The sequence below is a fragment of the Acinetobacter sp. NBRC 110496 genome (assembly GCF_000876115.1).
In the GTDB taxonomy this organism is placed as follows: Bacteria; Pseudomonadota; Gammaproteobacteria; order Pseudomonadales; family Moraxellaceae; genus Acinetobacter.
Window position 1 is genome coordinate 84,307 of the sequence record NZ_BBTF01000003.1, and the last position, 21,779, is coordinate 106,085.

Consider the following 21,779-nt stretch of genomic DNA (forward strand, 5'->3'; position numbering starts at 1 on the left):
ATCATCTCGGGTTTATTCAGTTAGACTGAAAGCATAAAGAACAATTAGACCGATAATATGATGAAAATTTCCAGCCAGTTGCTATTGATTCTGCCCCTTGCTTTAGGGATCGGGATTGCAATGGCTTTTCAGACGGCAATCAATGCACAACTTCGCGAATATCTGAATTCTCCGCTACAAGCCGCCTTACTTTCTTTTTTTATTGGCACCCTGATTCTGGCCCTTCTGGTTTATTTTCAAACTGCAAGCAAACCTAGTTTAACGGAACTTTCACAGATCCCCTGGTTTCTCTGGCTGGGTGGCTGCCTCGGGGTTTATGCAATCAGCATGAGCATTTATACTGCACCCAAACTCGGATTTTTAACCTTCTCGGGTTTGGTTATTTTTGGACAGTTGGTGATTTCCATGTTCATTGATCACTTTGGCTGGTTAGGTACTGAAAAAACACCGATTAACTGGCAACGCCTGTTGGGCAGTATTGTGATTTTTATTGGTGTTTTACTCACACTACAACGCTAATCCCCCATTTTAATAAGAGTATTTTTTGTGTCCCATGTCACAACCAAGCGCTTTGAACTGAAACAGCTGTTCCATTTGATGTTTCCAATCCTGATTACCCAGTTTGCCCAAGCTGGATTAGGTTTAATTGACACAATTATGGCGGGGCATTTGTCTGCCACTGATTTGGCTGCAATAGCCGTGGGTGTTGGTCTATGGATTCCCGTCATGTTGTTATTTGCAGGGATTATGTTAGCAACCACCCCTTTGGTAGCTGAAGCCCGTGGTGCAAGAACCCCTGAAAAAATTCCAACCATTGCCCGCCAGTCCTTATGGGTGGCTGTGATTCTCGGGATTGTAGCAATGTTGATTCTGCAAGGTATGCCCATGTTCCTGCCACTATTGGGCGTACCTGAAAGCTTAATCCCGAAAGCAAGCCTGTTCTTACATGCGATTGGCTTTGGTATGCCTGCCGTGATGATGTATGCGGCGCTACGCAGTTATTCTGAAGCATTGGGGCATCCCCGCCCCGTGACCGCAATTAGCTTGATTGCCTTATTGGTCTTGATTCCGCTGAACTTTATTTTTATGTATGGCTTTGGGCCAATCCCGGCATTGGGCAGCGCAGGCTGTGGTTTTGCAACAGCGATCTTGCAATGGCTGATGTTTATCACTTTGGCCACTTATATTTCCAAAGCCAAAGCCTATCAACAGGCACCGATCTTCACCAAATGGGAAAAACTTGATCCCGTTTGGATTAAACGCATTTTAAAACTGGGTTTACCAATTGGTCTGGCGGTATTTTTTGAGGTCAGCATTTTTAGTACTGGAGCGATTGTACTGGGTCCGCTCGGTGAAAATGCCATTGCAGCCCATCAGATTGCCATTTCAGTCACCTCACAACTGTTTATGATTCCGTTGTCCTTAGCGATTGCCTTGACGATTCGTGTTGGCATGTATTATGGCGAACAAAACTGGCATGCGATGCGTCAAGTACAAATTGTAGGACTGATCACTGCCACGATCTTTGCGGCCTTGACCATGACTCTAATTGCACTTGCGCGTCCCCATATCGTGGCGATCTATACCACGGATATCAACGTGATTCCTGTAGCGATGTACCTGCTCTGGTTCGCGATGGCGTATCAATTGATGGATGCATGGCAAGTCAGTGCAGCAGGTTGTTTACGTGGTATGCAAGACACTCAGGCCCCGATGTGGATTACCTTAATGGCCTACTGGGTCATTGCTTTCCCAATCGGCTTATATCTGGCGCGTTATACCATTTGGGGGGTGGCAGGCGTTTGGCTCGGCCTGATCCTTGGTTTAAGTATTGCCTGTGTATTACTGATCGGCCGTTTATATTTAAATAATAAACGTTTAGCACAACGTGCCCTCAATACATAAAAATTAACCTGCATTGAGCGTTACTGATTCAGGGCAGCATGGACGCTGCTCTTAAACTCATCCTCTCATTCAATACCTCCATTTCCCCCCTTCACAGCATACTTACATCACTTAACATTTTGGTATAGGCAATTTAAGTTTTGTCGCCTATGATCAAAGCATCACTTTGAAACTGGATCACCCGAGGTCAAGTCCATATGGCAAAACATGCAAGCTCTCCCAGTAAGCGTTTTTTCAAACTGGCTGGCATGACCGCAAGTATTGCCAGCAAAAGCGTTGCCAACTCCATCCGCAATCTCACCGCAGATGAAGAACAAAAAAATGCAGCGCGCAGCAAACTGTTTCAAGATATTGGTTTACAGATTGCAGACACCTTGGGTGAGATGAAAGGCGCAGTGATGAAAGTCGGGCAAATCGCCTCGCAATATAAGGATATCTTCCCACCAGAAGTGGCGAAGGCGATTGCTAAATTGCAACGCCAAGCCCCCGCCATGCCTTTTACAGCCATTCAGCAACAAATTGAAAAAGAGTTGGGCAAACCGTTAAACCAGATTTTTAGCTCTTTTGAAACAGAACCCTTTGCGGCGGCTTCAATTGGTCAGGTCCATCGCGCGGTGCTGCCGAATGGACAAGCTGTGGTGGTGAAAGTGCAATACCCCGGGGTGGATCAAGCCTGTGAAAGTGATTTAAAACAGGTCCGTCTGGCTTTACGCTTAATGGGTGTATTAAAGATTGATAAAAAGCTGCAAGATCAACTATTTCAGGAAATCCAAGACAGTTTATCTGCCGAACTGAATTATGAAATCGAAGCACAAAACTTAGAGGTCTTTAAAACCTTCCATGAAAAGCTAGATGATCAGATCATCATTCCGACTGTATATAAGGATTATTCATCACGTCGGGTGCTGACCCTGAGTCTTGAACAGGGTGAATCGATTGAAACCGCCAGCACATGGTCGGTGGAAACCCGTAATCAAATCGGTCGTCGCCTGATTCGGGCCCTAGGGCAGGAAATGTTTTTCTTGAAACGGTTCCATTGTGACCCACATCCAGGCAATTTTGCTTTCCGTGAAGATGGTAGCGTGATTATTTATGATTATGGCAGCGTTAAGACCCTTTCACCTGAAATCATTCAGCACTTTAAAGCACTGGTCAATGCCGCTCGCCAAGAGGATATTGCTCAACTGGAAGATTTACTGGTTGAACTGCATTCGATTGCCGAGAAACAAAAATTCCCGACTGAACTGTATACACAATGGATTGAAATCCTGTTACGCCCGTTAAGCACCCATTATGACTTTGCCGAGAACTCATCACATCACGATGGCATGCTGTTGGTGAAAAAATCGTTAAAATACTGGGATGTGTTTAAGCCTTCCCCAGATACCTTAATGGTCAACCGAACCATTTCAGGGCATTACTGGAACCTGATCCACCTCAAAGTACATGATAATCTCAATGATTTATTTGAAGAACTGGTTCCGAACTAAACGTCATAACAATGCCAATCAGATGATTGGCTTTTTTATTTCAGTTATATTCAATAACTTAATCAATTAATAGGCTTATACAAAGCTCCATTTTCCATACTTGCTGATTCATTTTTTACACATAAATTCCAAAAAAACTTGAAATGAATAAGATTGACGGCATGTATTGTTATGTTATAACATTTCTATAAACAATAGGAGTCCTTCAAAATGCGTAAAGATATCCACCCCGCTTATCAACAAGTCTTGTTTCACGATACCAATGCCGATGCTTATTTCTTGATTGGCAGTACGCTTCAGACCAAACAAACCAAAGAATATCAAGGTCAGGTCTATCCTTACGTTACCCTTGATATTTCCAGTGCTTCGCATCCGTTTTATACAGGTGAAGTTCGCCAAGCCAGTAATGAAGGCCGCGTCGCAAGCTTTAACAAACGCTTTGCGCGTTTCAACCGTAAAGGTTAATTTTCATTTAAGTTTCACACATTAGGCTGTAAGCATTAGAAGTCTAAGACTATCTCTCCTCCACTTAGACTTCTTTTTTTATGCCTCCCTTTCAAGAATCTGCCTTGGCCTGCCCCAGCACACCAAATTCAATCGGCGTTTTGACATAAAACAAAGAAATTTCTTTGTTATTTAAATAGTCCAATAATTCTGCCGCCTGTTGATTACTGACCGCAAACTGAATCTGTAAAGGACGATCAGCCAACTCAAAAAAACTGGCGGAATGCAATAAGCCTTGATGGTCAATTCCTTCTATGCCTGCCAGTACCGTGGCGCCACGTAAATTCATCTGCTTCGCCACAGCCAATAACCATTCACTCATCGGTTGTCCCTGATAAGTCCGATTTTGTGCCGTGTAAAAACTCAGTAAAAATCCATTCATGGTCATTACTCCAAAGTTATGCAGCACTGAGCCATTGATGCAAACTCATGCCTAAAATGGTAAACAGCAATGACCCAATCACATGAATCAGAATCGCTGCACAGGCATAGCCCAACTTACCACTTTGTAATAAGGCAATAATCTCGGCAGAAAAGGTCGAAAATGTGGTTAATGCACCGCAGAAGCCTGTAATCACAAACAGTTTGTAATTTGGACTCAGTGAGCTTTGAGAAAAGTAAGAAATTGCAAAACCAATAATAAAGCCACCGACAAAGTTAACTGTGACGGTTCCCAAGGGAATATTAGGAAAAATTGGATTCAGCTTTAGCCCCAAAAACCAGCGCAACCATGCGCCGAGTACCGAGCCTAAAGCAATAGAGAGTAAAGGATAGTACATGACTTACTCCAAATACAGCGTTGGAGCTAAAACAATATTCAGCATGGATTTATAGCTATTTTTTTGAGGATTATTCATTTGCGAACTCCAAAAGAGGAACAGAGCGCGCACAAACCTACGTCCCTGTTCAGGGTAACGTAGGCATCATTAGCCACAATGGCGGTTTGTAATAGGAGGAATGCCATCTCCTTTGTTTTAAAATAACATAATTTTTAGACAACTCAATCGCTGTTTTCGCACTTTAAAGGGTTGTGTATAAACATAAAGTTATCCACAACTTAGCTCTTCTGCGGCACAACTTGCTCGCCAATCACATAAAAATCCAGTTCTGGTACGACAAAAGCAAAGGCTTCCGCATCAAGGTCCACCCCAAATTGTTGTAACAATTGAGGGGCCTGTAATGAAGTAATTGCAGCAGCTTGTATCTGTTGAAACTGAACCGGCATCATCAACCAAGAATTGAACGGCTTCCTCCCATGTGGAAAATAGACACTGCCATGCAGCAGGTAACTGTTTTTCACCTTTGATTTGCACATCACTCTTCAAGGAATAATGATCATCAACACTCATTTCAGTATGAATCACTTGCTCATCCCGTTGATGCTGAAACGTCGATGCATATTGTGCTGGCATTACATCACTGGCCAATCGGCCACCCATCACATATAAGGCTTGATCAACGATCACCTGTTCAAAGATCACGGTCTTGGGCTGTGAGTCATCCAGATAAAAGCGCCAGTTACTTTGCAGAGGGGAAGGCATAAGCTGACGTAACTTGCCGAGGAAAGCAAAACCAAAATGCTGATGCTGATACGTCAAAATGGTAAAAATGGTTTTGCCGTCTTTTTCCCATAAAGTCACAGGGTCTGGATAACGCTGCCGAACCTGCTCGACATCGACCAACCAAGACAAGTAAACGATATTGCGCACCTGACTTTGTAGAGGCATAAACGGCAATATTCGCATGATCATACGGCGGAGTTGCAACAGCAAACCACAACTTAAAATAGGCGCTAAAATGCGAAGCACAGCGTTGGATATTGATAACTTTAAACGATGTCTATTCATTATTATTCAATAGATTAATGTTGTGTTTGAGCATAAACCGCTGAATCGACGACGTCTAGTTCAAATCGCTCCCAGCTTCTATTCTACAGTTTCAATGTTATGATACTTGCCATTGATTCACTCAACATGGAATTTTTGAAATGGCTCAAAGCTTATTGGCACACCTTAAAGATGGCACGGCAAAATTTGCAGACGTCTTGGCATTTATCGAAGCTCGTTATCAGCATACACCAACCGCTTTTCAAAATGGCGCACAAACGAATGCTGCGACTGAAAATCAAGGCAGCGCAAAAGTATTCAGCTTTGCTCAAATTGAAGGTCTCAATCAAGCGGAGACCTTAAGTTTATTTGCTGAGCATTATGCCTCTGTACTGGCAACACCTGAAGCCACCGACCATCAGAATATCCGCCAGTTTATGCAACATGGCTGGGATGGCATCAAATTTGAAGGCCAAGCTTTAGCTGCAAAATAAGAAAAAAGGAGGCTCAAGGCCTCCTTTTTTGCTTTAATGTTTTAAGCTTCAGGGGCGTGACAATTTTCGTAAGTCCGTGGTGAGGCTATAAAAATCTCCACCCATTTTGCCGACACTCTGAAGTTGTTGCTGATCAATCATTTGACCATTCCACAAACGGTCATCGACATAAATTGATTTCACATCCAGTAAGGCGACAGTTCCACCTAATGGAAGCGTACTCAGCTGAATGACTTCCCTTAACTGGCATTCGTAGCGAACAGGCGCATGCTTTACCGCTAACGCTGCAACTGCATGGCTGGGTTCAGACGCAATCTCAGCAAAATCAAATTCGCTTTGCCCTGGGGGCAATAAAGCACAGGATAAATTCATCTTTTCAAGCAAGTCAGTATGGGCAATATGCACCACACACTCTTTAGTCGCAATCAGATTTCTGATGGTGTCTTTATCCTGCCCATTTCTTGGATTGACTTGTGAATACCACAGAATAGGTGGATTGCAACTGGCAACATTAAAAAAGGAATAAGGCGCAATATTGGCCACCCCATCCACCGATAGCGTACTGATCCATGCAATCGGCCGAGGCGTAATCCCTCCGACCAAAAGTCGGTAGATCTCATTGGGCTCTAAATCAGCAGTTTCAAAAATCATCGCAAAAATAAATCCGATTTAAGGACGTTCAGCATATTGTGGTAAATCATCAGCGATACAATCCCATTCTGCTTTAGAAGCCGCAAAAATATGCATGCTTGGTTTTTGCTGTAATGGCGTATCTAAAGTCCCGATACGTAGACGATAATGCGCTGGTGTATCGGTCTTGATACTCATAATCGGCGAACCACATTCTGCACAGAAACAACGTTGTGTCGTTTCAGTCGACTGAAACTTTTTCAGTAAATGCTCACCTTGGGTAATCTTGAAATCACTAATTTTAATCGGTGCATTAGTTGCAAAAGCCGTGCCGTTTGCTTTACGGCAGCGCTGACAATGGCACTGTATGATCTCGCCGATTTCACCATGAATCTCATAATGAATTCCATCACATAAACAACTGCCACGATACACGGGTGAAGCTTGAGACATATCCCTATTCCTGATGAGTATTTACTCAAAACTAGCATTTTTAAACGCCGTATAACAAGGTAAATATGCTCAAGCAATGCAATGACATTTTCATGCGCTTTGCTCAAACTGAACGGGCTACCTTATCGCCTCACTCAACTGATCAAGGCAGAAAATACCCCAATGATCATCACGTAGAACAGGATCGGTAAGCCTAAAAACCAAAATTTTGCCCATCCATTGGTCTTAAACACCTGAGTCGCACCGCGATAGCTGACCCAACACGATAAGAATAAAAATGGAACCGGAATGAATCCTAAAAAAGTCGAGTAGTTATAGGCGTCCAAATAATTTGGATATAACACGGTTTGAATCGCCGTTGTAATCACAATCGGCAGTACAAAGACCAAGGATTGCAATACATACACATGTCGAGCAAGCTGCGGATCAGCCTCTTTTGCACCAGAAAACTGTAATCTTTTTTTATACCACCAACCTTGAATCAACCATGTAATCACGGCAGAAATAATTCCGATGCCCAACACCCATAACCAGTAACTCAACCATGATGCCGTAACCCAATGGATCAGTGGTCTAATCCCACCTGTTTCAGCACTCAATATTTTTTGATCAACCCGATCCATGACCCCAACGATACCAATCAAATAAGCTGCAAAAATGATGCTTTTATGATGGTAAATCGTAGACTGAGCAAAAAATTTCTGAGGTTGGAAAAACAGGCGGAATAAGTTGCTCAATTGAAATGGTTTGATGATCTCGTTGTTTTGTGTTCCCACCGTTGGTTCTATATTCATATACCCTCTCCATCATGTGATTTAGATTATTTTTATTAATGCGCTATGGCTCATCACCTATGAAAAAACATGGCATGATCTTATTCGATAAAAGCATGCACCCCTTCTGCTGCTGCACGTCCAGTGGCGAAACAGGCCGTCAGTAAGTAGCCTCCTGTCGGTGCATCCCAATCCAGCATTTCACCACAGCAAAAGACTGAAGGATTAGATTGCAATTGCAGTTGTGGAGATAAGACCGCTTGCTTTACCCCTCCCGCACAGCTAATCGCTTCTTCAATGGGACGAAACCCCTCTAAAGGAATACACAGCTGCTTGATCTGCTGAGCCATTTGCTTGGCATCCGACCATAGGTTTTTTGCCACGATTTCACGTAGCAAATTAATTTTCACCGTATCCAGACCTGCTTTACGCCATAGATTGGTTAAGGATTGCTTTCTATTGCCCTGTAATTTCTTTTCTAATTGCTCAAGACTCAGGTCTGGGAGTAAATCTAAATGGAGTTGCAGCGTTTGCTGTTGTGCTATCTGCGCTCTTAGCTCACGACCCAATTTATAAATCACACCACTTTCAAAACCATAATAGGTAATGATGATATCGCCATGTGTCTGCTGTTCAGGTCTGACCCATGCATTGACACGTTTTAAAGGTTGGCCAAAGCACTCCTGCATAAATGGCGACCATGTTTTCAGCACGCCTGCATTACTGGCTTGGAACGGCTCAATTTCATTTTTTGAGAGCCATGGCTGCCATGCCCCATCACTGCCTAACTGCGACCATGATACTGCGCCACAGGCCAAAATAATCGCATCATAAGTTACACTAAAGCGCTGAGTTTGGTTCTCAATCGTGAGTTGATTTTCAGATAAATCCACACAACGATGACGATAATGGAACTTCACCCCATCGGCCATTAAACGTTTCAGCCATGCACGTAGTAATGGGGCTGCTTTCATTTCAACTGGAAAAATCCGACCTGAACTGCCGACATAGGATTCAATGCCCAAGCCCTGCATCCAGTCCTGAATCCACGTTGCATCCCATTGCCTGACCCAAGGCGCTAACCATTGCGTCTGATCATAACGTTGTATAAACGCCTCAACAGGCTCAGCATGGGAAATGTTTAACCCCGTTTTGCCTGCCATTAGGAACTTACGTGCCGCCGAAGGTTTCTGTTCAAACACATCGATTTCATAATCATATTGACTGAGGACTTCAGCAGCCATCAGACCTGCTGGGCCAGCACCAATAATCGCAACACGTTTAGGCATCAGACTGCTCTTGTGCATTTTGTCCTTGCAACGGCGCAAAATCATCAAAGCGGGTGGTATAACCTTCTGGCTTGCGAATAATCAACTGTTGGCACAGTTCGTCTCGCTCCAGATATTTAATTTCAAAATGGGTTCGCGCAGAGTCTGCAGCAATTTTTTGCTTCTCATAGGGCAGTTTCCACAGTTCAAGTAACTGCTGCTCAGCTTCATCAATATATTCAGGAATATTACTTGCGAGTGTAATCGTGCCATTCGGCTGAAGGCGTGAAAGTAAAAATTCGAAGAATGGCATGTTTAACCAGCGCTGTGCGGGATTATGCGGCTCTGGATTCGGATACAGAATAAAGAACTGTTCCACTTGTGCAGGGAACAAGGCATGCACCACCCAAGGCAGTGCATCGGCATGAATCGGGTGCAGGTGCTCACGTGGTTCTAATTGATGCTGCTTCTGCATCGCCACAAATTTTTCTTTGGTTCGCTCAATTGCATACAACGTGTTATGTGGATTTTGCCCGATAAAGAGTAAGGCATGTTTACCTTTGCCCGCCCCAATTTCAACGCAAATTGGCGTATTGGGAATGGCAATAAAATCACGAGGGGCTTGCATACGTTGTGCTTGAAATTGACGAATCGACATAATCTCATCAAACTATCTAGAAATCGGCATAAGTCTAACAACTCACCTTACTTTTGCCTAATCTATTTATTTTATGTTTTAGGAATTTTCTATGCCACGTACATTTCCTTGCCCCCGTTGTGGTGAAGCCAGCACTTGGGAAGGTAACGAATTTCGTCCGTTTTGCTCAGAACGTTGCAAGTTGATTGATCTTGGTGCCTGGGCCAGCGATGAATACAAACTCCCAACTCAGGATGCACCCCAAGCAGATCTCAAACGCCATGAAGATGATTATGAAGATTAATCATCTTCTTCTCTGTAGCTAAGACCAGATTCGATTCAACACATTTAACCAGTTGTTCCAGCAGATTTTCTCAATCAGTGCAGCTGAATAATGACGCTGTTGCATGGCTGCAACCAGCAGAGGTAAACCTGCCACATCCTTCAACTCGTTACTGACCAGCGCCCCATCAAAATCTGAACCCAGCCCAATATGATCTTCTCCGAGACGATCCATCATATATTCCAGATGATCAAGGATTAACTCTAATGGCGTATCTGCATTTCGCTGTCCATCGGCACGCAAAAATGCCACATCAAAATTCACCCCAACCATACCTTGGCTGTCACGGATCGCGTTGAGTTGTCTATCAGTTAGATTGCGTGCCTGCGGGCAGAGTGCGTGCGCATTGGAATGCGTCGCGATCAGAGGTTGCTGTAAAATATCCACCGTGTCCCAGAATGCTCGTTCATTCATATGTGACACATCCACCAGCATTTTTTTCTCGGCGCAGCGTTTGATTAATGCTTTGCCTTCGGTCGTTAGTCCCTCACCGGTATCAGGTGAATGCGGAAAACGGGCATTTAAACCATGTCCAAACCGGCTGACCCTATTCCATAAAGGGCCAACACTGCGCAGACCTGCTTGGTAAAAGACATCGAGCAAGTCAGGGTTGTACTGTAAGGCTTCCGCACCTTCCATATGCAGCACCATGGCCAGTTTGCCTTGTATACGGCAATCCTGAATCTGTTGCACCGAAGTACACAGTTGAATCTGCGCCGAAGCCAGAACCATTTGTTGTGCCAGCCCGAGTTGTGCCAAGCAAATCTGCTCCATCTGCTGTTGGCTAAAATCATCGGCCTGAAGCTCAAATAACTTATCAGGATGATGTTGTTTGACATAGGCAAAAGGCGGTAGAAAAATCGCAAACATACCCCCGACAAAACCTGCTTGCTGGCAGCGCTTTAAATCAAGTTGTCCTGCCAACTGCGCATGCGTAAAAGCCTGCACAGGATCAGTTGCATCGCTGAGCCATAAGCGGGTCAGTAGATCATTATGCCCGTCAAAAACTGCAACCTTGTGGTGATTCAAGCCATACGTCATGACCCAGACCCATCGCTCAGACTGTGCACCGGAATTTTTTGTTGAGCTGATAATTGTTTTGAGTTTCTACTATTGCGGAATACCAGTTGAGCCAATGCGACATCTTGTTCACTTTCACGGCGTGCTTGCTCAATCAGATGATGGTACGCAGATTTACCACATACTGGATCGGCATTGGCAGCATCACCCGTCAGCATATAGGCCTGACAACGGCACCCCCCAAAGTCTTTCTGCTTGTCCGGGCAACTACGGCAGCTTTCTGGCATCCATGCATCACCACGGAAATGATTAAAGCCAAAGGACCGGTACCAAATCTCTGACAAGGTATGATCACGGACATTCGGAAAAGCAATCGGTAACTGCCGTGCTGCATGACAAGGCAGCGCCATACCGTCTGGTGCCACCGTAAAGAAGATTTTGCCCCAGCCGTTCATACAGGCTTTAGGCCGTTGTTCATAATAATCAGGAACCACAAAGATCAACTTACACGGATGATTTTGCTGACGAAGTTTGTCACGATAGGCATTGGTCACTTGCTCTGCACGTGTCAACTGCGCTTGTGTCGGTAACAGGCCTTGCCGATTTAAAAAAGCCCAGCCATAGAACTGGCAGATGGCCAGTTCAACCGTGTCGGCATTCAGTTCTAAGCACAATTCAATAATCTGTTCAATCTGATCGATATTATGCCGATGGATCACAAAGTTCAGTACCATCGGATAATCATATTGCTTGACCAGACGGCACATCTCATATTTTTGTGCAAAGGCATGCGTCGAACCTGCCAAAGCATCATTAACCACGGGATCACTGGCCTGAAAACTGATCTGGATATGGTCTAGACCAGCCTGTTTGAGTTGGGCGATACGTTGTTCTGTCAGTCCCATCCCAGACGTGATCAGATTGGTATAAAACCCTTTTTGGTGGGCATAGGCAACCAATTGCTCCAGATCTTGTCGAACCAAAGGTTCCCCCCCTGAAAAGCCCAGTTGAACTGCACCCATCTGGCGTGCCTGATCAAACACATCACACCATTGCTGCGTGGTCAGCTCATTTTTATGTTGGGCATAATCCAAAGGATTGGAGCAATAAGGACATTGCAACGGGCAACGATAGGTCAACTCGGCCAAAAGCCAGAGCGGTAAGCCAATGCCCTCGGTCATCGTAAATCGATCCAGTAATGTTGTTGGGCAACCTGCATATAATCGACCACATCCTGCTCGATTTCGGCAAGATCCCCAAATTGCTGTTTTAACTGCGTAATAATGGCAGAAACCGTTTGCTGTCCATCAATATGTTGTCCAATGGCGCCAGCACTGTCATTAAGCTTGATCATGCCTTCCGGATATAAAATGACAAAGGCATTTTGGGCAGGTTCAAACTGAAAACGGTAGCCTTGGCGCCAAGTCGGTATCTGATTTAAATCAAAAGCTGGATTAGTCACGAAATAGCCCCTTATGCCAAACAGGTTGTGATGTTACGGTGTGATACGGCGCTTGCTCATGCACATAGGCCAAAGTCAGTGCATCCAAAATACTCCACAGAATATCCAGCTTAAACTGCAAGATTTCCAACATACGCTGTTGTTGCTCATACGTTGTGAAGGACTCTAGGGTAATACTCAGCCCATGCTCCACATCACGACGTGCCTGACTTAAACGCGAGCGGAAATATTCATAGCCCTGATCATCAATCCACGGATAATGTTGTGGCCATGAATCAAGCCGTGACTGGTGGATTTGTGGTGCAAACAATTCGGTTAGGGAACTGCTGGCTGCTTCGCGCCATGACGCCCGGCGGGCAAAATTGACATAGGCATCCACAGCAAAACGCACCCCCGGCAAAACCAACTGTTCCGAAATGACCTGCTCACGGGTCAGACCTACGGCCTCTGCCAAACGCAACCATGCCTCACGACCGCCACCATCAGGATATTCACCATCCTGATCAAGCATACGTTGGATCCATTCCTGACGGACGCGCTGATCTGGGCAATTGGCCATAATCGCCGCGTCTTTCAGGGGAATATTAATTTGATAATAATAGCGATTGGCAACCCAAGCTTGAATTTGCTGCTGAGTCGCTTTGCCTTCATACATCATCACATGAAAAGGATGGTAGATATGATAATACTGACCTTTGTCCAAAATGGCCTGTTTAAACTGTTCTACACTTAAAACTGCTGTTGCTGGCATCAACATCCCCTTAAAGTTCGATCTGCATGCCATCATAGGCAACTTCAACAGCATTGGCCTTGAGTTCAGCCAATTCAGCCGAGTTTTCGTTTAAAATCGGATTGGTATTGTTGATATGAATCAGGACTTTGCGTGGTCGACTCAATTGCTTTAAATACGATAATGAGCCGCCTTCACCACTGATATATAAATGACCCATTTCGCGGCCGGTTTTGGTTCCCACGCCCGTTTGTTGCATTTCATCATCCGACCAGAGCGTACCATCAATCATGACACAATCAGACTGCTGCATAATCTGCATGATTGGCTCATCAATCTTTCCAAGCCCCGGCGCATAGAACAATTGTTTCTGTGTTTTATGATCCTTGATTATCAAGGCAATATTGTCACCTTCATGCGGATCATGACGATGTGGTGAATATGGAGGCGCTGCACTTTGAATCACCCAAGGTATAAACTCCAACGTCTCAAAACCAGCAATCTTAAATGCCTGTTGAGGGTCAATCTTCTGGTAGCGTAGTCCGCCATTCCAGTGCTTGAGCATATTAAAAACCGGAAAGCCTGTACTCAGGTCCTGATACACCATCTCGGTACACCAGACATTTATTGGGCAACCTTCCCTCAAGCTTAAAAGACCCGTGGTGTGATCCAGTTGGCTGTCCATCAAGATCACATCACGAATCCCGGTATCTCGTAATTTTCGGGCTGGCTGAGCGGCCTTAAAAGCAAATAATTGCTGACGAATATCTGGCGAAGCATTTAACAAGATCCAGTCTATGCCATTTTCAGAAAGGGCAATGGATGATTGTGTGCGTACTTTGGCTTGAATACGACCTGTACGAAGACCATGACAATTGGGGCAATTACAGTTCCATTGCGGAAAGCCTCCACCAGCAGCGGAACCTAAAATATAAATATACATAAAGATGATTTCTTATTAGAAAAAGATAAGCCCTAGACGTGACTAGGGCTTAGTATAAATTTTGTGATAAAGCATTAACGAACTTCGAAGTACATGGTCACTTCGAATCCAATACGAACATCGGTAAAAGCAGGTTTCGTCCATTGCATAAAATCGTCTCCAATCTGTTTTCATCGTATAAAAATAAACGACATGTTCAATTTGAATAAAACGTTCACGATTTGATTCTAATTAAAAAAGGTGAATTTGTAGACATTCCCAGTCAAAGATATTGTTCGATAATTGTGAGTTTTTTCTACGCTTCGGTATCTTTTCTTGTTATGCCTTCTGTTCATATTCAGTCATGCCAAGCAGTAGAAGATTTATTATGCGCACTGCACATGATTTATTGGTTTAGCAATAAAAACCGCTAAGCGTGCTTCATCGAAAAAATAGCACTATGCCTACCGCGAAAACAGACCTCTGTATAAAACAAACATTATACAGAGGAACATTACGACTAAACTTAACCAGCCTTGCTTGCCACAAAAGGATTGCATTGCTTTTCATAGCCAATGGTACTCATCGGTCCATGGCCTGAAATAAACTGGGTTTCATCGGGCAAGCTAAAGCATTCACGCTGGATTGAATCCAATAACTGCTGATGATTGCCTTTTGGGAAATCAGTACGACCAATCGACCCTTTAAACAGCACATCCCCCGTCCACAATAACCCATGCTTGGCATTATAGAACATGACATGGCCTGGGGTATGACCTGGCGCAAACCGCACCTCAAACTCATCCTCACCCAATGTTAATACTTCACCACCTTCGAGCCATTGATCCACTTTAACTGGCTGTGGAATGGGGAAACCATAACGCGCTGAGACTTCCTGAATCATGTCCAACCAGAACTGATCCTCTTTATGCGGGCCAATCACTGGGATTTTCCAAGTTTCAGCCAATTCGCCCACAGCTCCAGCATGATCAAGATGCCCATGGGTTAACCACAGTGCCTTGACCTTTAAACCCAAAGCCTCGACTTCTTTTTTCAGCACTGCTGCATCACCACCGGCATCAATTAAAACAGCGTCTTTACTGTCACTATCCCATAAGATTGAACAATTTTGGGCGAATGCAGTAACAGGGACAATTTTGACTTGCAGCATAGAAACCTCTGGCGAAATAAAGCGTCGATTTAACGATGGGCTAAGGTATGGGTCAGTGCGTCAAGATTAGCCTGAACCAGACTCGCAAGCAAATCTATATGTGCCTGATCCGTATTCAAAGCAGGAATATAGGCATAATCACCTCCACCTGCATGCTGGAAAATCTCTTTATTTTGCATCGCCAGCTCTTCCAGCGTTTCCAGACAGTCTGCGGAAAAGGCTGGACTAATCACCTGAACCGATTGTACTTTTTGTTCCCCCCATTGTTGCAATAGCTGATCGGTATAGGGTTTCACCCACTCTTGCTTACCAAAGCGGGACTGAAAGCTAATTGCCCATTCATCATCGCCCAAATGCAAAGCCTCAGCGACCAATCGTGCCGTCACACGACAACGATCTGCATAGGGATCGCCTTTATCGGCATAGGGCTGCGGAATCCCATGAAATGACATCAGTAGTTTTTCAGGCTTGCCGTGTTTCATTTGATAATTCAGCACACTATCAGCTAAGGCCTGAATGAACATCGGATGCTGATAATAATCTTTAATCAGGGTCATCCCGGGTAAATGACGTTGCTGTGGAATCCACTTGGCAAAGGCATCATATAACGGTGCCGTCGAAGTTGCCGAATACTGAGGGAAAAGCGGCAGTAGAATAACATGTTCTTGTGGGGTCTGCGCCAGTTGATCAAGCACCGCAGTAATCCCTGGTCGACCATAGGTCATGGCCGGAACAACAGTAAGATCAAACTGATGATTTTCTTGTTCTAAACGCTGTTTGATCAACACACTTTGTTGCAACACAATTTCACGCATCGGCGAGTCATTCGACCAGACCGAAGCATAGGCTTCAGCCACACGTTTTGGGCGGAAGGTCAGCACAAATAGATGCAGGATGATCCACCAAAGTAATTTGGGAATCTCAATGACACGTGTATCAGATAAAAACTGCTTTAGAAAGCGTCGTACAGCTGGCACAGTGGCTTCATCCGGTGTTCCTAGATTTGCCAGAATCACCGTCACTTTGGGTTTTTGTGTCGCTAACATAGACCGCATCCGCTTTTCATTGAATTCATTCAATTACTTTAGCAGTTTTGACGCTTTTTTCTAAATTGGATTAATGCATGGTCTTAAACTGAAAAACCCGATTGCTATCCAGCACATTACTTTCCAACAGCTTCTGCCCTTTCGCCGTCAATTGCCACAGCATACGTTGGCGATCATCTCGTCCCGTCGGCATAATCCATTCATTTTGGCGCATTTGCAACTTGATCTCATGCAAAGCACGAATATTGACTTGTGCACGAGATACTGCATGAGCTCTCGGCATTTCTTTACGTGCGTCCTCCAAGCCCGTCTCATTTAAATATTCATTTATTTTCTTTGAGAAGAATTCTTCAGGTGTCGGGATCACAAAGGCTGAACCCAAGACATTAAGCAATTGCGCCCATGTCATTTTACGATGTGGTTTAACTTCCTTAAAGTTCCCATCCTGATAGGCATGCATACGATATTCAAAGGAGTACAGCTCATGCATTGAAACTTTGGCGACACTGGTCAGCGGGTCTGCTTCACGATTGCCCAACTCAGTTTCCAGTTGTTTGACTTTGGCACGCAAGGCATCAATTTCATCACGCAATACTTGCGTGTTTTGTGGACGCACCCACCCCACCACAGGGTAGCGCTCCAACATCTGCGGCATGCTTGAACGGACAGCAAGTTCCAAGTCTCTTAACGTGCGATAACAAAAGACTTGATCCACTTCATGTTGTAACTGCTTTCTAAACTCTTTGAATTTTTCTTTGAGTTCAACTTTGGGATCATGCAACTTGGCATCCCGTGATTCTGGATCTTCATGCATGAACACAATCACAGGCTTCTGTTTGGTCATGGCATAAATATATTCCAGATGCATATAACCCACACCTGAAACCGACTGTTCACCGTACTGACTCCCCAACAGAATCACCACATAATCACAATCATCTATCTGGCGTCGTGCAATAGAAGTACTTAACGGCGTGCGCTGTTCCAAGCCCCAAGATAGGAACCCCATTCCCACCAGAGTTTGTGCCAAAACCGCTCGCTCTGGTTGCATTTCATTACCAGAGGTAGAAACAAAGACTTGATAACGAGTATCTTGCATAGGCGAAGCCCCAATTCATTTATCAATAATATCAAGTATGCATCTTGATTTTTATTAACAGCTAACCCCAACTCAATCTATAAAAATGGTCCGATTAGTGATTTTCCATCCCAATATCGTCCAAATTTTGAATCTTCCATGTTAATTGTTCTGAGATAAGGTGCTGTAAGACTGATTCCAACTCTACAGCATTGTTACCACTGACATAACATTCAATACGTGTAATATTATGACGTATTTTGTCACATAATAACCCATTTTTAATTAAAATATACGCGGTTTGTCGCGCAACTGCTTGTCCAGAATCAATTAATTTTAATTTTTCATCAAAAATCTGACGAATCGCATCTTTTAAGAAGGGATAATGAGTACAACCCAATACTAAAAAGTCGGCACCTTGCGCCACCACAGGCTGTAAAATCTGTTGCAACACGTCCAAACAAGCAGCACTCATCTGTTGTCCAGCTTCAACAAAAGGCACCAATTCCAGATTGGTCACCGTCAATACTTGAACCCCCGCAGGCTGTGCAAAGTTTGCCATCACATCTTTAATCAGTTGCCCACGGAAGGTTGCAGGCGTTGCCAATACCGCGACAACTTTCGATTGGGTTTGAATCACCGCAGGTTTTAAGGCTGGGACTAAACCCACAATCGGAAAACGCTCGCCATAGTGTTCACGTAAATAGTCCAGACTGAATGCAGACGCAGTATTACAAGCAACCACCGCAATTTTACAGCCTTGACGATACAGCCATTCAATTGCTTGGGCCGTCAGTTGGCGAATTTCCTGATCTGAACGTGCCCCATAAGGCACATGCGCTGTATCGGCATAATACAGAATGCGCTCATTGGGTAAATGGCGGGCAATTTCTTGTGCAACCGACAATCCACCAATTCCTGAATCAAAAACACCAATGGGCGCATCAGCCGATGCATGTGGCATTGGATTAAGTAAAAGAGGCAACGATTGGACAGCGGTCATACACACACAGGTACTAGTTTATTTGCTCTTTTAAGCTTAAACCTCAGGTGCTTAAATGCAAGACTAAATCACCACTTTTTAATGTTAAAACCGCCTCACCTTGCGCATTTTCTGACAAACTGCCGTAGTTGACGAGATGATAAAAACTCTGACGTTGAATCAAGGCATTGATGCCAAATCGAACGTGCACATAAGGTCGTAATTCACCCTGATATTCGCGCATAAAAACCGGATGCGCTTCATCGACAATCACCACATCCTGATTGCTGGTAGTCAGTTGCAAATAGGTCTTGCCTTCAATCTCGACCTGATCGGCCTGATTGATCAATAAAGGCTCATCTTCAACCTCAATTTCAATCTGTTCAACCGGGGTTTTGAGGTAGAATTTGCCATCTTCTTTCCAGAGCACCTTGGTGAACAGGTCGAGAAGCGCTTGGCGTTTGACCAATTGACCTTCGTGCCACCATTCGCCATTGGCTTTTACGCGTAAATCCATTTTGCCGCAATGCTTTGGGTGCCATTGCTCTAAAGGGGGAATTGACCTTTTGTGACTTTGCTGTACATCTTTTATGTATTGTGCAATGTCCATTAAGTTTTTATCATCAGAAAACACGATTTTTCCCTTATTTTGAAAAGAGCTTGGTGGAGAATCATTTTCATTTATCATAGTTTATGCCTTGCTGACGAGAAAATATGACCACTCAGCCAATTGGCGAGATCAAGGATTAAAACTATACTATCCCAAACGTTTGCAAGCACAATACTATCATTTGTGTTTGGCAATTCAGAACACTCATGGCAGCACCGAATCGCAATATTACGGTTGCCACCCCTAAAAATATGAGGAGTCCTACATGGAACACATCGAACGTGAAGCGATGGAGTTTGACGTAGTGATCGTAGGCGCAGGCCCTGCGGGTTTATCTGCTGCGATTAAAATTCGTCAATTAGCGATTGAAAACAACCTGCCTGATCTTTCTGTTTGTGTTGTTGAAAAAGGCTCTGAAGTAGGTGCACATATTCTTTCTGGTGCTGTACTTGAACCACGTGCCATGAATGAATTATTTCCGAACTGGAAAGAAGAAGGCGCACCACTAAACGTACCTGTGACAGGTGACGAAACATATTTCTTATTGTCTGATACCAAAGCACAAAAAATGCCATATTGGATGGTGCCAAAATCTATGCACAACGAAGGAAACTATGTAATTTCCTTAGGTAACGTTGTACGCTGGTTGGGCCAAAAAGCGGAAGAACTTGAAGTTTCAATCTTCCCAGGCTTTGCTGCTGCTGAAGTGCTTTATCATGAAGATGGCACAGTAAAAGGCATTCAAACAGGTGATATGGGCATTGGCAAAAATGGTGAGCCAACGCATAACTTCACGCCTGGTTATGAACTACATGCCAAGTACACTTTATTTGCTGAAGGCTGCCGTGGTCATCTCGGTAAACGTCTGATTGCAAAATATAATCTTGATAAAGATGCTGATCCACAGCACTACGGTATCGGGATTAAAGAACTTTGGGAAATCGATCCTGCAAAACATAAGCCAGGCTTGGTAATGCACGGCGCAGGTTGGCCTTTGTCTGAAACTGGTTCTTCTGGTGGCTGGTGGTTATATCATGCTGAAAACAACCAAGTGACTTTGGGTATGATCGTGGATTTATCCTATGAAAATCCACACATGTATCCATTCATGGAAATGCAACGTTGGAAAACACATCCAACCATCAAGCAATTCCTTGAAGGCGGCAAACGTATTTCTTACGGCGCACGTGCTGTGGTGAAAGGCGGCTTCAATGCATTGCCTAAACTCACCTTCCCGGGCGGTTGCTTGATTGGTGATGATGCTGGTTTCTTGAACTTCTCAAAAATCAAAGGCTCACACACGGCAATGAAATCAGGCATGTTATGTGGTGAGGCAGTATTCGAAGCAATTGCGGCGGGCGTGGCCAAAGGTGGTGATCTTGCGATTGCACGTGTGCTTGAAGGCGAAGACCACTTTGACAAAGAACTGACCGCTTATACTGATAAATATAACAACTCTTGGTTAAAAGAAGAGTTATATAGCTCGCGTAACTTTGGCCCAGCGATGCATAAATTTGGTCAATGGATTGGTGGTGCGTTTAACTTTATCGATCAAAACATCTTTAAAGTGCCATTCACTTTGCACGATCTTAAACAAGACTTTGCAGTGCTTAAAACCGTGGATGCTTCTACGTTTAAGCCAAACTACCCAAAACCAGATGGCAAGTTGACTTTTGATCGTTTATCTTCTGTATTCGTATCTAATACCGTACATGAAGAAAATCAACCTGCTCATTTGAAGTTAACTGATCCTTCAATTCCAGTGAACGTGAACTTACCGAAATGGGATGAGCCAGCTCAACGCTACTGCCCTGCAGGGGTTTACGAAATCATGGAAAATGATGACGGTTCTAAACGCTTCCAGATCAACGCAGCCAACTGTGTTCACTGTAAGACCTGTGATATTAAAGATCCATCACAGAACATTACTTGGGTAACACCTGAAGGTGGCGGTGGTCCGAACTATCCGAATATGTAATTCAAAATGAAAAAATCCGAGTTTAGACTCGGATTTTTTATGCTTTCCTTTTATTTGGCTGAAACGACACTTAACCCTTCTGGACCAAATAACGATATTCCGTATTGCTGTTTTCATCCAGACTTTCTTCTTTTAATACCAACTCATGCCCAAGATGCATACAAAATTTTGGAATATCCCATGATGTAGACGGGTCTGTAGCCAATACCTCAACAATATCACCCGACTTGGCTTTGCGAATGGCTTGATGCAACATCATCACAGGTTCGGGGCAACGTAAACCTCGCGTATTGATTTGAACAGCAGGAAGTTTTGGTTGGTCAGACATCATAAAACTCAAATATTCGAATTTTCACATTTTAGCATAATCCGCTCATATAAAAATCATCTACTCTATTTTGGGAAACTGTACGTTTTTTACATAGTATTATTGGTGCATCTGCGCTTTATCTTCGGT

General features: G+C 44.1%; 26 protein-coding genes, 1 pseudogene and 1 riboswitch. Of the genes and pseudogenes, 7 read left to right on the top strand and 20 right to left on the bottom strand.

The window, feature by feature from the left end:
- Positions 1–57 precede the first annotated feature (57 nt).
- The 4 genes from Aba26S_RS02735 (at position 58) to Aba26S_RS02750 (ending at position 3,860) form a co-directional block, all read left to right on the top strand.
- Entirely contained in the window at positions 58–519 is a 462-nt protein-coding gene (locus Aba26S_RS02735) for a DMT family transporter (RefSeq protein WP_005239963.1), read from the top strand.
- 27 nt (positions 520–546) lie between these two features.
- Positions 547–1,905 carry an MATE family efflux transporter gene (locus Aba26S_RS02740; protein WP_005239965.1) on the top strand — a complete coding sequence of 453 codons (1,359 nt, stop codon included), beginning with the start codon at positions 547–549 and terminating at the stop codon, positions 1,903–1,905.
- Positions 1,906–2,102: 197 nt separating this feature from the next.
- On the top strand, positions 2,103–3,395 hold the full coding sequence (locus Aba26S_RS02745; protein WP_005239967.1) for an AarF/ABC1/UbiB kinase family protein: 1,293 nt from the start codon (positions 2,103–2,105) through the stop codon (positions 3,393–3,395).
- A gap of 210 nt (positions 3,396–3,605) precedes the next feature.
- Positions 3,606–3,860 (top strand): type B 50S ribosomal protein L31, encoded by a 255-nt coding sequence (locus tag Aba26S_RS02750; RefSeq protein ID WP_005239968.1) that lies wholly within the window; start codon positions 3,606–3,608, stop codon positions 3,858–3,860.
- Between the two features lie 91 nt (positions 3,861–3,951).
- On the opposite strand, the gene Aba26S_RS02755 is transcribed toward Aba26S_RS02750, so the two are convergent.
- The 3 genes and pseudogenes from Aba26S_RS02755 to Aba26S_RS02770 all read right to left on the bottom strand — a co-directional run bounded on the left by Aba26S_RS02755 (position 3,952) and on the right by Aba26S_RS02770 (position 5,746).
- Positions 3,952–4,281: a DUF190 domain-containing protein gene (locus Aba26S_RS02755; RefSeq protein ID WP_005239969.1), complete on the bottom strand. Its 330-nt coding sequence runs from the start codon at positions 4,279–4,281 to the stop codon at positions 3,952–3,954.
- Positions 4,282–4,297: 16 nt separating this feature from the next.
- Positions 4,298–4,678, bottom strand: a complete 381-nt coding sequence (gene crcB / locus Aba26S_RS02760) for a fluoride efflux transporter CrcB (RefSeq protein ID WP_004802433.1) — start codon at positions 4,676–4,678, stop codon at positions 4,298–4,300.
- 131 nt (positions 4,679–4,809) lie between these two features.
- A riboswitch (Fluoride riboswitch) is annotated at positions 4,810–4,876 on the bottom strand.
- Between the two features lie 80 nt (positions 4,877–4,956).
- Positions 4,957–5,746: pseudogene (locus tag Aba26S_RS02770) on the bottom strand (DUF2071 domain-containing protein).
- A gap of 140 nt (positions 5,747–5,886) precedes the next feature.
- Here Aba26S_RS02770 and Aba26S_RS02775 point away from each other — a divergent pair.
- Positions 5,887–6,219: a HopJ type III effector protein gene (locus Aba26S_RS02775; RefSeq protein ID WP_005239971.1), complete on the top strand. Its 333-nt coding sequence runs from the start codon at positions 5,887–5,889 to the stop codon at positions 6,217–6,219.
- 48 nt (positions 6,220–6,267) lie between these two features.
- On the opposite strand, the gene Aba26S_RS02780 is transcribed toward Aba26S_RS02775, so the two are convergent.
- From Aba26S_RS02780 to Aba26S_RS02800, 5 genes are all read right to left on the bottom strand, one after another.
- Positions 6,268–6,870, bottom strand: coding sequence for a flavin reductase family protein (locus Aba26S_RS02780; RefSeq protein WP_005239972.1), 603 nt, complete (start codon positions 6,868–6,870; stop codon positions 6,268–6,270).
- Positions 6,871–6,888: 18 nt separating this feature from the next.
- A complete protein-coding gene (locus Aba26S_RS02785; protein WP_005239973.1) occupies positions 6,889–7,302 on the bottom strand; it encodes a GFA family protein in 414 nt (137 codons plus the stop codon).
- Positions 7,303–7,436: 134 nt separating this feature from the next.
- A complete protein-coding gene (locus tag Aba26S_RS02790; RefSeq protein ID WP_005239974.1) occupies positions 7,437–8,096 on the bottom strand; it encodes a hypothetical protein in 660 nt (219 codons plus the stop codon).
- A gap of 80 nt (positions 8,097–8,176) precedes the next feature.
- Positions 8,177–9,364, bottom strand: a complete 1,188-nt coding sequence (locus Aba26S_RS02795; protein WP_005239975.1) for a TIGR03862 family flavoprotein — start codon at positions 9,362–9,364, stop codon at positions 8,177–8,179.
- Positions 9,357–10,001 carry an SAM-dependent methyltransferase gene (locus Aba26S_RS02800; protein WP_005239976.1) on the bottom strand — a complete coding sequence of 215 codons (645 nt, stop codon included), beginning with the start codon at positions 9,999–10,001 and terminating at the stop codon, positions 9,357–9,359. The genes Aba26S_RS02795 and Aba26S_RS02800 overlap by 8 nt, the downstream gene beginning before the upstream one ends.
- A 91-nt stretch (positions 10,002–10,092) precedes the next feature.
- On the opposite strand from Aba26S_RS02800, the gene Aba26S_RS02805 reads away from it, so the two are divergent.
- Positions 10,093–10,284: a DNA gyrase inhibitor YacG gene (locus Aba26S_RS02805; RefSeq protein ID WP_005239977.1), complete on the top strand. Its 192-nt coding sequence runs from the start codon at positions 10,093–10,095 to the stop codon at positions 10,282–10,284.
- A gap of 18 nt (positions 10,285–10,302) precedes the next feature.
- Here Aba26S_RS02805 and Aba26S_RS02810 read toward each other — a convergent pair whose 3' ends face one another.
- The 11 genes from Aba26S_RS02810 to Aba26S_RS02860 form a co-directional block, all read right to left on the bottom strand.
- Positions 10,303–11,364: a dipeptidase gene (locus tag Aba26S_RS02810; protein WP_005239979.1), complete on the bottom strand. Its 1,062-nt coding sequence runs from the start codon at positions 11,362–11,364 to the stop codon at positions 10,303–10,305.
- Positions 11,361–12,524, bottom strand: a complete 1,164-nt coding sequence (gene pqqE / locus Aba26S_RS02815; protein ID WP_005239981.1) for a pyrroloquinoline quinone biosynthesis protein PqqE — start codon at positions 12,522–12,524, stop codon at positions 11,361–11,363. Before pqqE ends, Aba26S_RS02810 begins: the two co-directional genes overlap by 4 nt.
- The gene (gene pqqD / locus Aba26S_RS02820) at positions 12,521–12,805 is read right to left on the bottom strand and encodes a pyrroloquinoline quinone biosynthesis peptide chaperone PqqD (RefSeq protein ID WP_005239983.1); all 285 of its coding nucleotides are present in this window, start codon (positions 12,803–12,805) and stop codon (positions 12,521–12,523) included. The genes pqqE and pqqD overlap by 4 nt, the downstream gene beginning before the upstream one ends.
- A complete protein-coding gene (pqqC, locus tag Aba26S_RS02825) occupies positions 12,798–13,556 on the bottom strand; it encodes a pyrroloquinoline-quinone synthase PqqC (RefSeq protein ID WP_005239985.1) in 759 nt (252 codons plus the stop codon). The genes pqqD and pqqC overlap by 8 nt, the downstream gene beginning before the upstream one ends.
- A gap of 10 nt (positions 13,557–13,566) precedes the next feature.
- Positions 13,567–14,478 carry a pyrroloquinoline quinone biosynthesis protein PqqB gene (pqqB, locus tag Aba26S_RS02830; RefSeq protein WP_005239987.1) on the bottom strand — a complete coding sequence of 304 codons (912 nt, stop codon included), beginning with the start codon at positions 14,476–14,478 and terminating at the stop codon, positions 13,567–13,569.
- A 74-nt stretch (positions 14,479–14,552) separates the two neighbouring features.
- Positions 14,553–14,627, bottom strand: a complete 75-nt coding sequence (gene pqqA, locus Aba26S_RS02835; RefSeq protein ID WP_009514286.1) for a pyrroloquinoline quinone precursor peptide PqqA — start codon at positions 14,625–14,627, stop codon at positions 14,553–14,555.
- 356 nt (positions 14,628–14,983) lie between these two features.
- Positions 14,984–15,628, bottom strand: a complete 645-nt coding sequence (locus Aba26S_RS02840; RefSeq protein WP_005239989.1) for an MBL fold metallo-hydrolase — start codon at positions 15,626–15,628, stop codon at positions 14,984–14,986.
- A gap of 29 nt (positions 15,629–15,657) precedes the next feature.
- Positions 15,658–16,674, bottom strand: coding sequence for a ferrochelatase (gene hemH, locus Aba26S_RS02845; protein ID WP_005239991.1), 1,017 nt, complete (start codon positions 16,672–16,674; stop codon positions 15,658–15,660).
- A gap of 70 nt (positions 16,675–16,744) precedes the next feature.
- Positions 16,745–17,773 (bottom strand): DUF4062 domain-containing protein, encoded by a 1,029-nt coding sequence (locus tag Aba26S_RS02850; RefSeq protein WP_005239993.1) that lies wholly within the window; start codon positions 17,771–17,773, stop codon positions 16,745–16,747.
- A 94-nt stretch (positions 17,774–17,867) separates the two neighbouring features.
- A complete protein-coding gene (murI, locus tag Aba26S_RS02855) occupies positions 17,868–18,755 on the bottom strand; it encodes a glutamate racemase (protein WP_005239996.1) in 888 nt (295 codons plus the stop codon).
- A 43-nt stretch (positions 18,756–18,798) separates the two neighbouring features.
- A complete protein-coding gene (locus tag Aba26S_RS02860; RefSeq protein WP_005239997.1) occupies positions 18,799–19,422 on the bottom strand; it encodes a DUF1285 domain-containing protein in 624 nt (207 codons plus the stop codon).
- Between the two features lie 187 nt (positions 19,423–19,609).
- On the opposite strand from Aba26S_RS02860, the gene Aba26S_RS02865 reads away from it, so the two are divergent.
- Entirely contained in the window at positions 19,610–21,322 is a 1,713-nt protein-coding gene (locus Aba26S_RS02865) for an electron transfer flavoprotein-ubiquinone oxidoreductase (RefSeq protein WP_043969987.1), read from the top strand.
- 70 nt (positions 21,323–21,392) lie between these two features.
- Here the strand turns inward: Aba26S_RS02865 and tusA are convergent, their stop codons facing one another.
- Positions 21,393–21,650, bottom strand: a complete 258-nt coding sequence (gene tusA / locus Aba26S_RS02870; protein ID WP_005239999.1) for a sulfurtransferase TusA — start codon at positions 21,648–21,650, stop codon at positions 21,393–21,395.
- Positions 21,651–21,779: the final 129 nt, after the last annotated feature.

Coding starts and splice junctions, on each gene's coding strand:
- Aba26S_RS02735 (WP_005239963.1), top strand. CDS start 58: ATGATGAAAATTTCCAGCCAGTTGCTATTGATTCTGCCCCTTGCTTTA.
- Aba26S_RS02745 (WP_005239967.1), top strand. CDS start 2,103: ATGGCAAAACATGCAAGCTCTCCCAGTAAGCGTTTTTTCAAACTGGCT.
- Aba26S_RS02750 (WP_005239968.1), top strand. CDS start 3,606: ATGCGTAAAGATATCCACCCCGCTTATCAACAAGTCTTGTTTCACGAT.
- Aba26S_RS02755 (WP_005239969.1), bottom strand. CDS start 4,281: ATGAATGGATTTTTACTGAGTTTTTACACGGCACAAAATCGGACTTAT.
- crcB (WP_004802433.1), bottom strand. CDS start 4,678: ATGTACTATCCTTTACTCTCTATTGCTTTAGGCTCGGTACTCGGCGCA.
- Aba26S_RS02775 (WP_005239971.1), top strand. CDS start 5,887: ATGGCTCAAAGCTTATTGGCACACCTTAAAGATGGCACGGCAAAATTT.
- Aba26S_RS02780 (WP_005239972.1), bottom strand. CDS start 6,870: ATGATTTTTGAAACTGCTGATTTAGAGCCCAATGAGATCTACCGACTT.
- Aba26S_RS02785 (WP_005239973.1), bottom strand. CDS start 7,302: ATGTCTCAAGCTTCACCCGTGTATCGTGGCAGTTGTTTATGTGATGGA.
- Aba26S_RS02790 (WP_005239974.1), bottom strand. CDS start 8,096: ATGAATATAGAACCAACGGTGGGAACACAAAACAACGAGATCATCAAA.
- Aba26S_RS02795 (WP_005239975.1), bottom strand. CDS start 9,364: ATGCCTAAACGTGTTGCGATTATTGGTGCTGGCCCAGCAGGTCTGATG.
- Aba26S_RS02800 (WP_005239976.1), bottom strand. CDS start 10,001: ATGTCGATTCGTCAATTTCAAGCACAACGTATGCAAGCCCCTCGTGAT.
- Aba26S_RS02805 (WP_005239977.1), top strand. CDS start 10,093: ATGCCACGTACATTTCCTTGCCCCCGTTGTGGTGAAGCCAGCACTTGG.
- Aba26S_RS02810 (WP_005239979.1), bottom strand. CDS start 11,364: ATGACGTATGGCTTGAATCACCACAAGGTTGCAGTTTTTGACGGGCAT.
- pqqE (WP_005239981.1), bottom strand. CDS start 12,524: ATGACCGAGGGCATTGGCTTACCGCTCTGGCTTTTGGCCGAGTTGACC.
- pqqC (WP_005239985.1), bottom strand. CDS start 13,556: ATGCCAGCAACAGCAGTTTTAAGTGTAGAACAGTTTAAACAGGCCATT.
- pqqB (WP_005239987.1), bottom strand. CDS start 14,478: ATGTATATTTATATTTTAGGTTCCGCTGCTGGTGGAGGCTTTCCGCAA.
- Aba26S_RS02840 (WP_005239989.1), bottom strand. CDS start 15,628: ATGCTGCAAGTCAAAATTGTCCCTGTTACTGCATTCGCCCAAAATTGT.
- hemH (WP_005239991.1), bottom strand. CDS start 16,674: ATGTTAGCGACACAAAAACCCAAAGTGACGGTGATTCTGGCAAATCTA.
- Aba26S_RS02850 (WP_005239993.1), bottom strand. CDS start 17,773: ATGCAAGATACTCGTTATCAAGTCTTTGTTTCTACCTCTGGTAATGAA.
- murI (WP_005239996.1), bottom strand. CDS start 18,755: ATGACCGCTGTCCAATCGTTGCCTCTTTTACTTAATCCAATGCCACAT.
- Aba26S_RS02860 (WP_005239997.1), bottom strand. CDS start 19,422: ATGATAAATGAAAATGATTCTCCACCAAGCTCTTTTCAAAATAAGGGA.
- Aba26S_RS02865 (WP_043969987.1), top strand. CDS start 19,610: ATGGAACACATCGAACGTGAAGCGATGGAGTTTGACGTAGTGATCGTA.
- tusA (WP_005239999.1), bottom strand. CDS start 21,650: ATGTCTGACCAACCAAAACTTCCTGCTGTTCAAATCAATACGCGAGGT.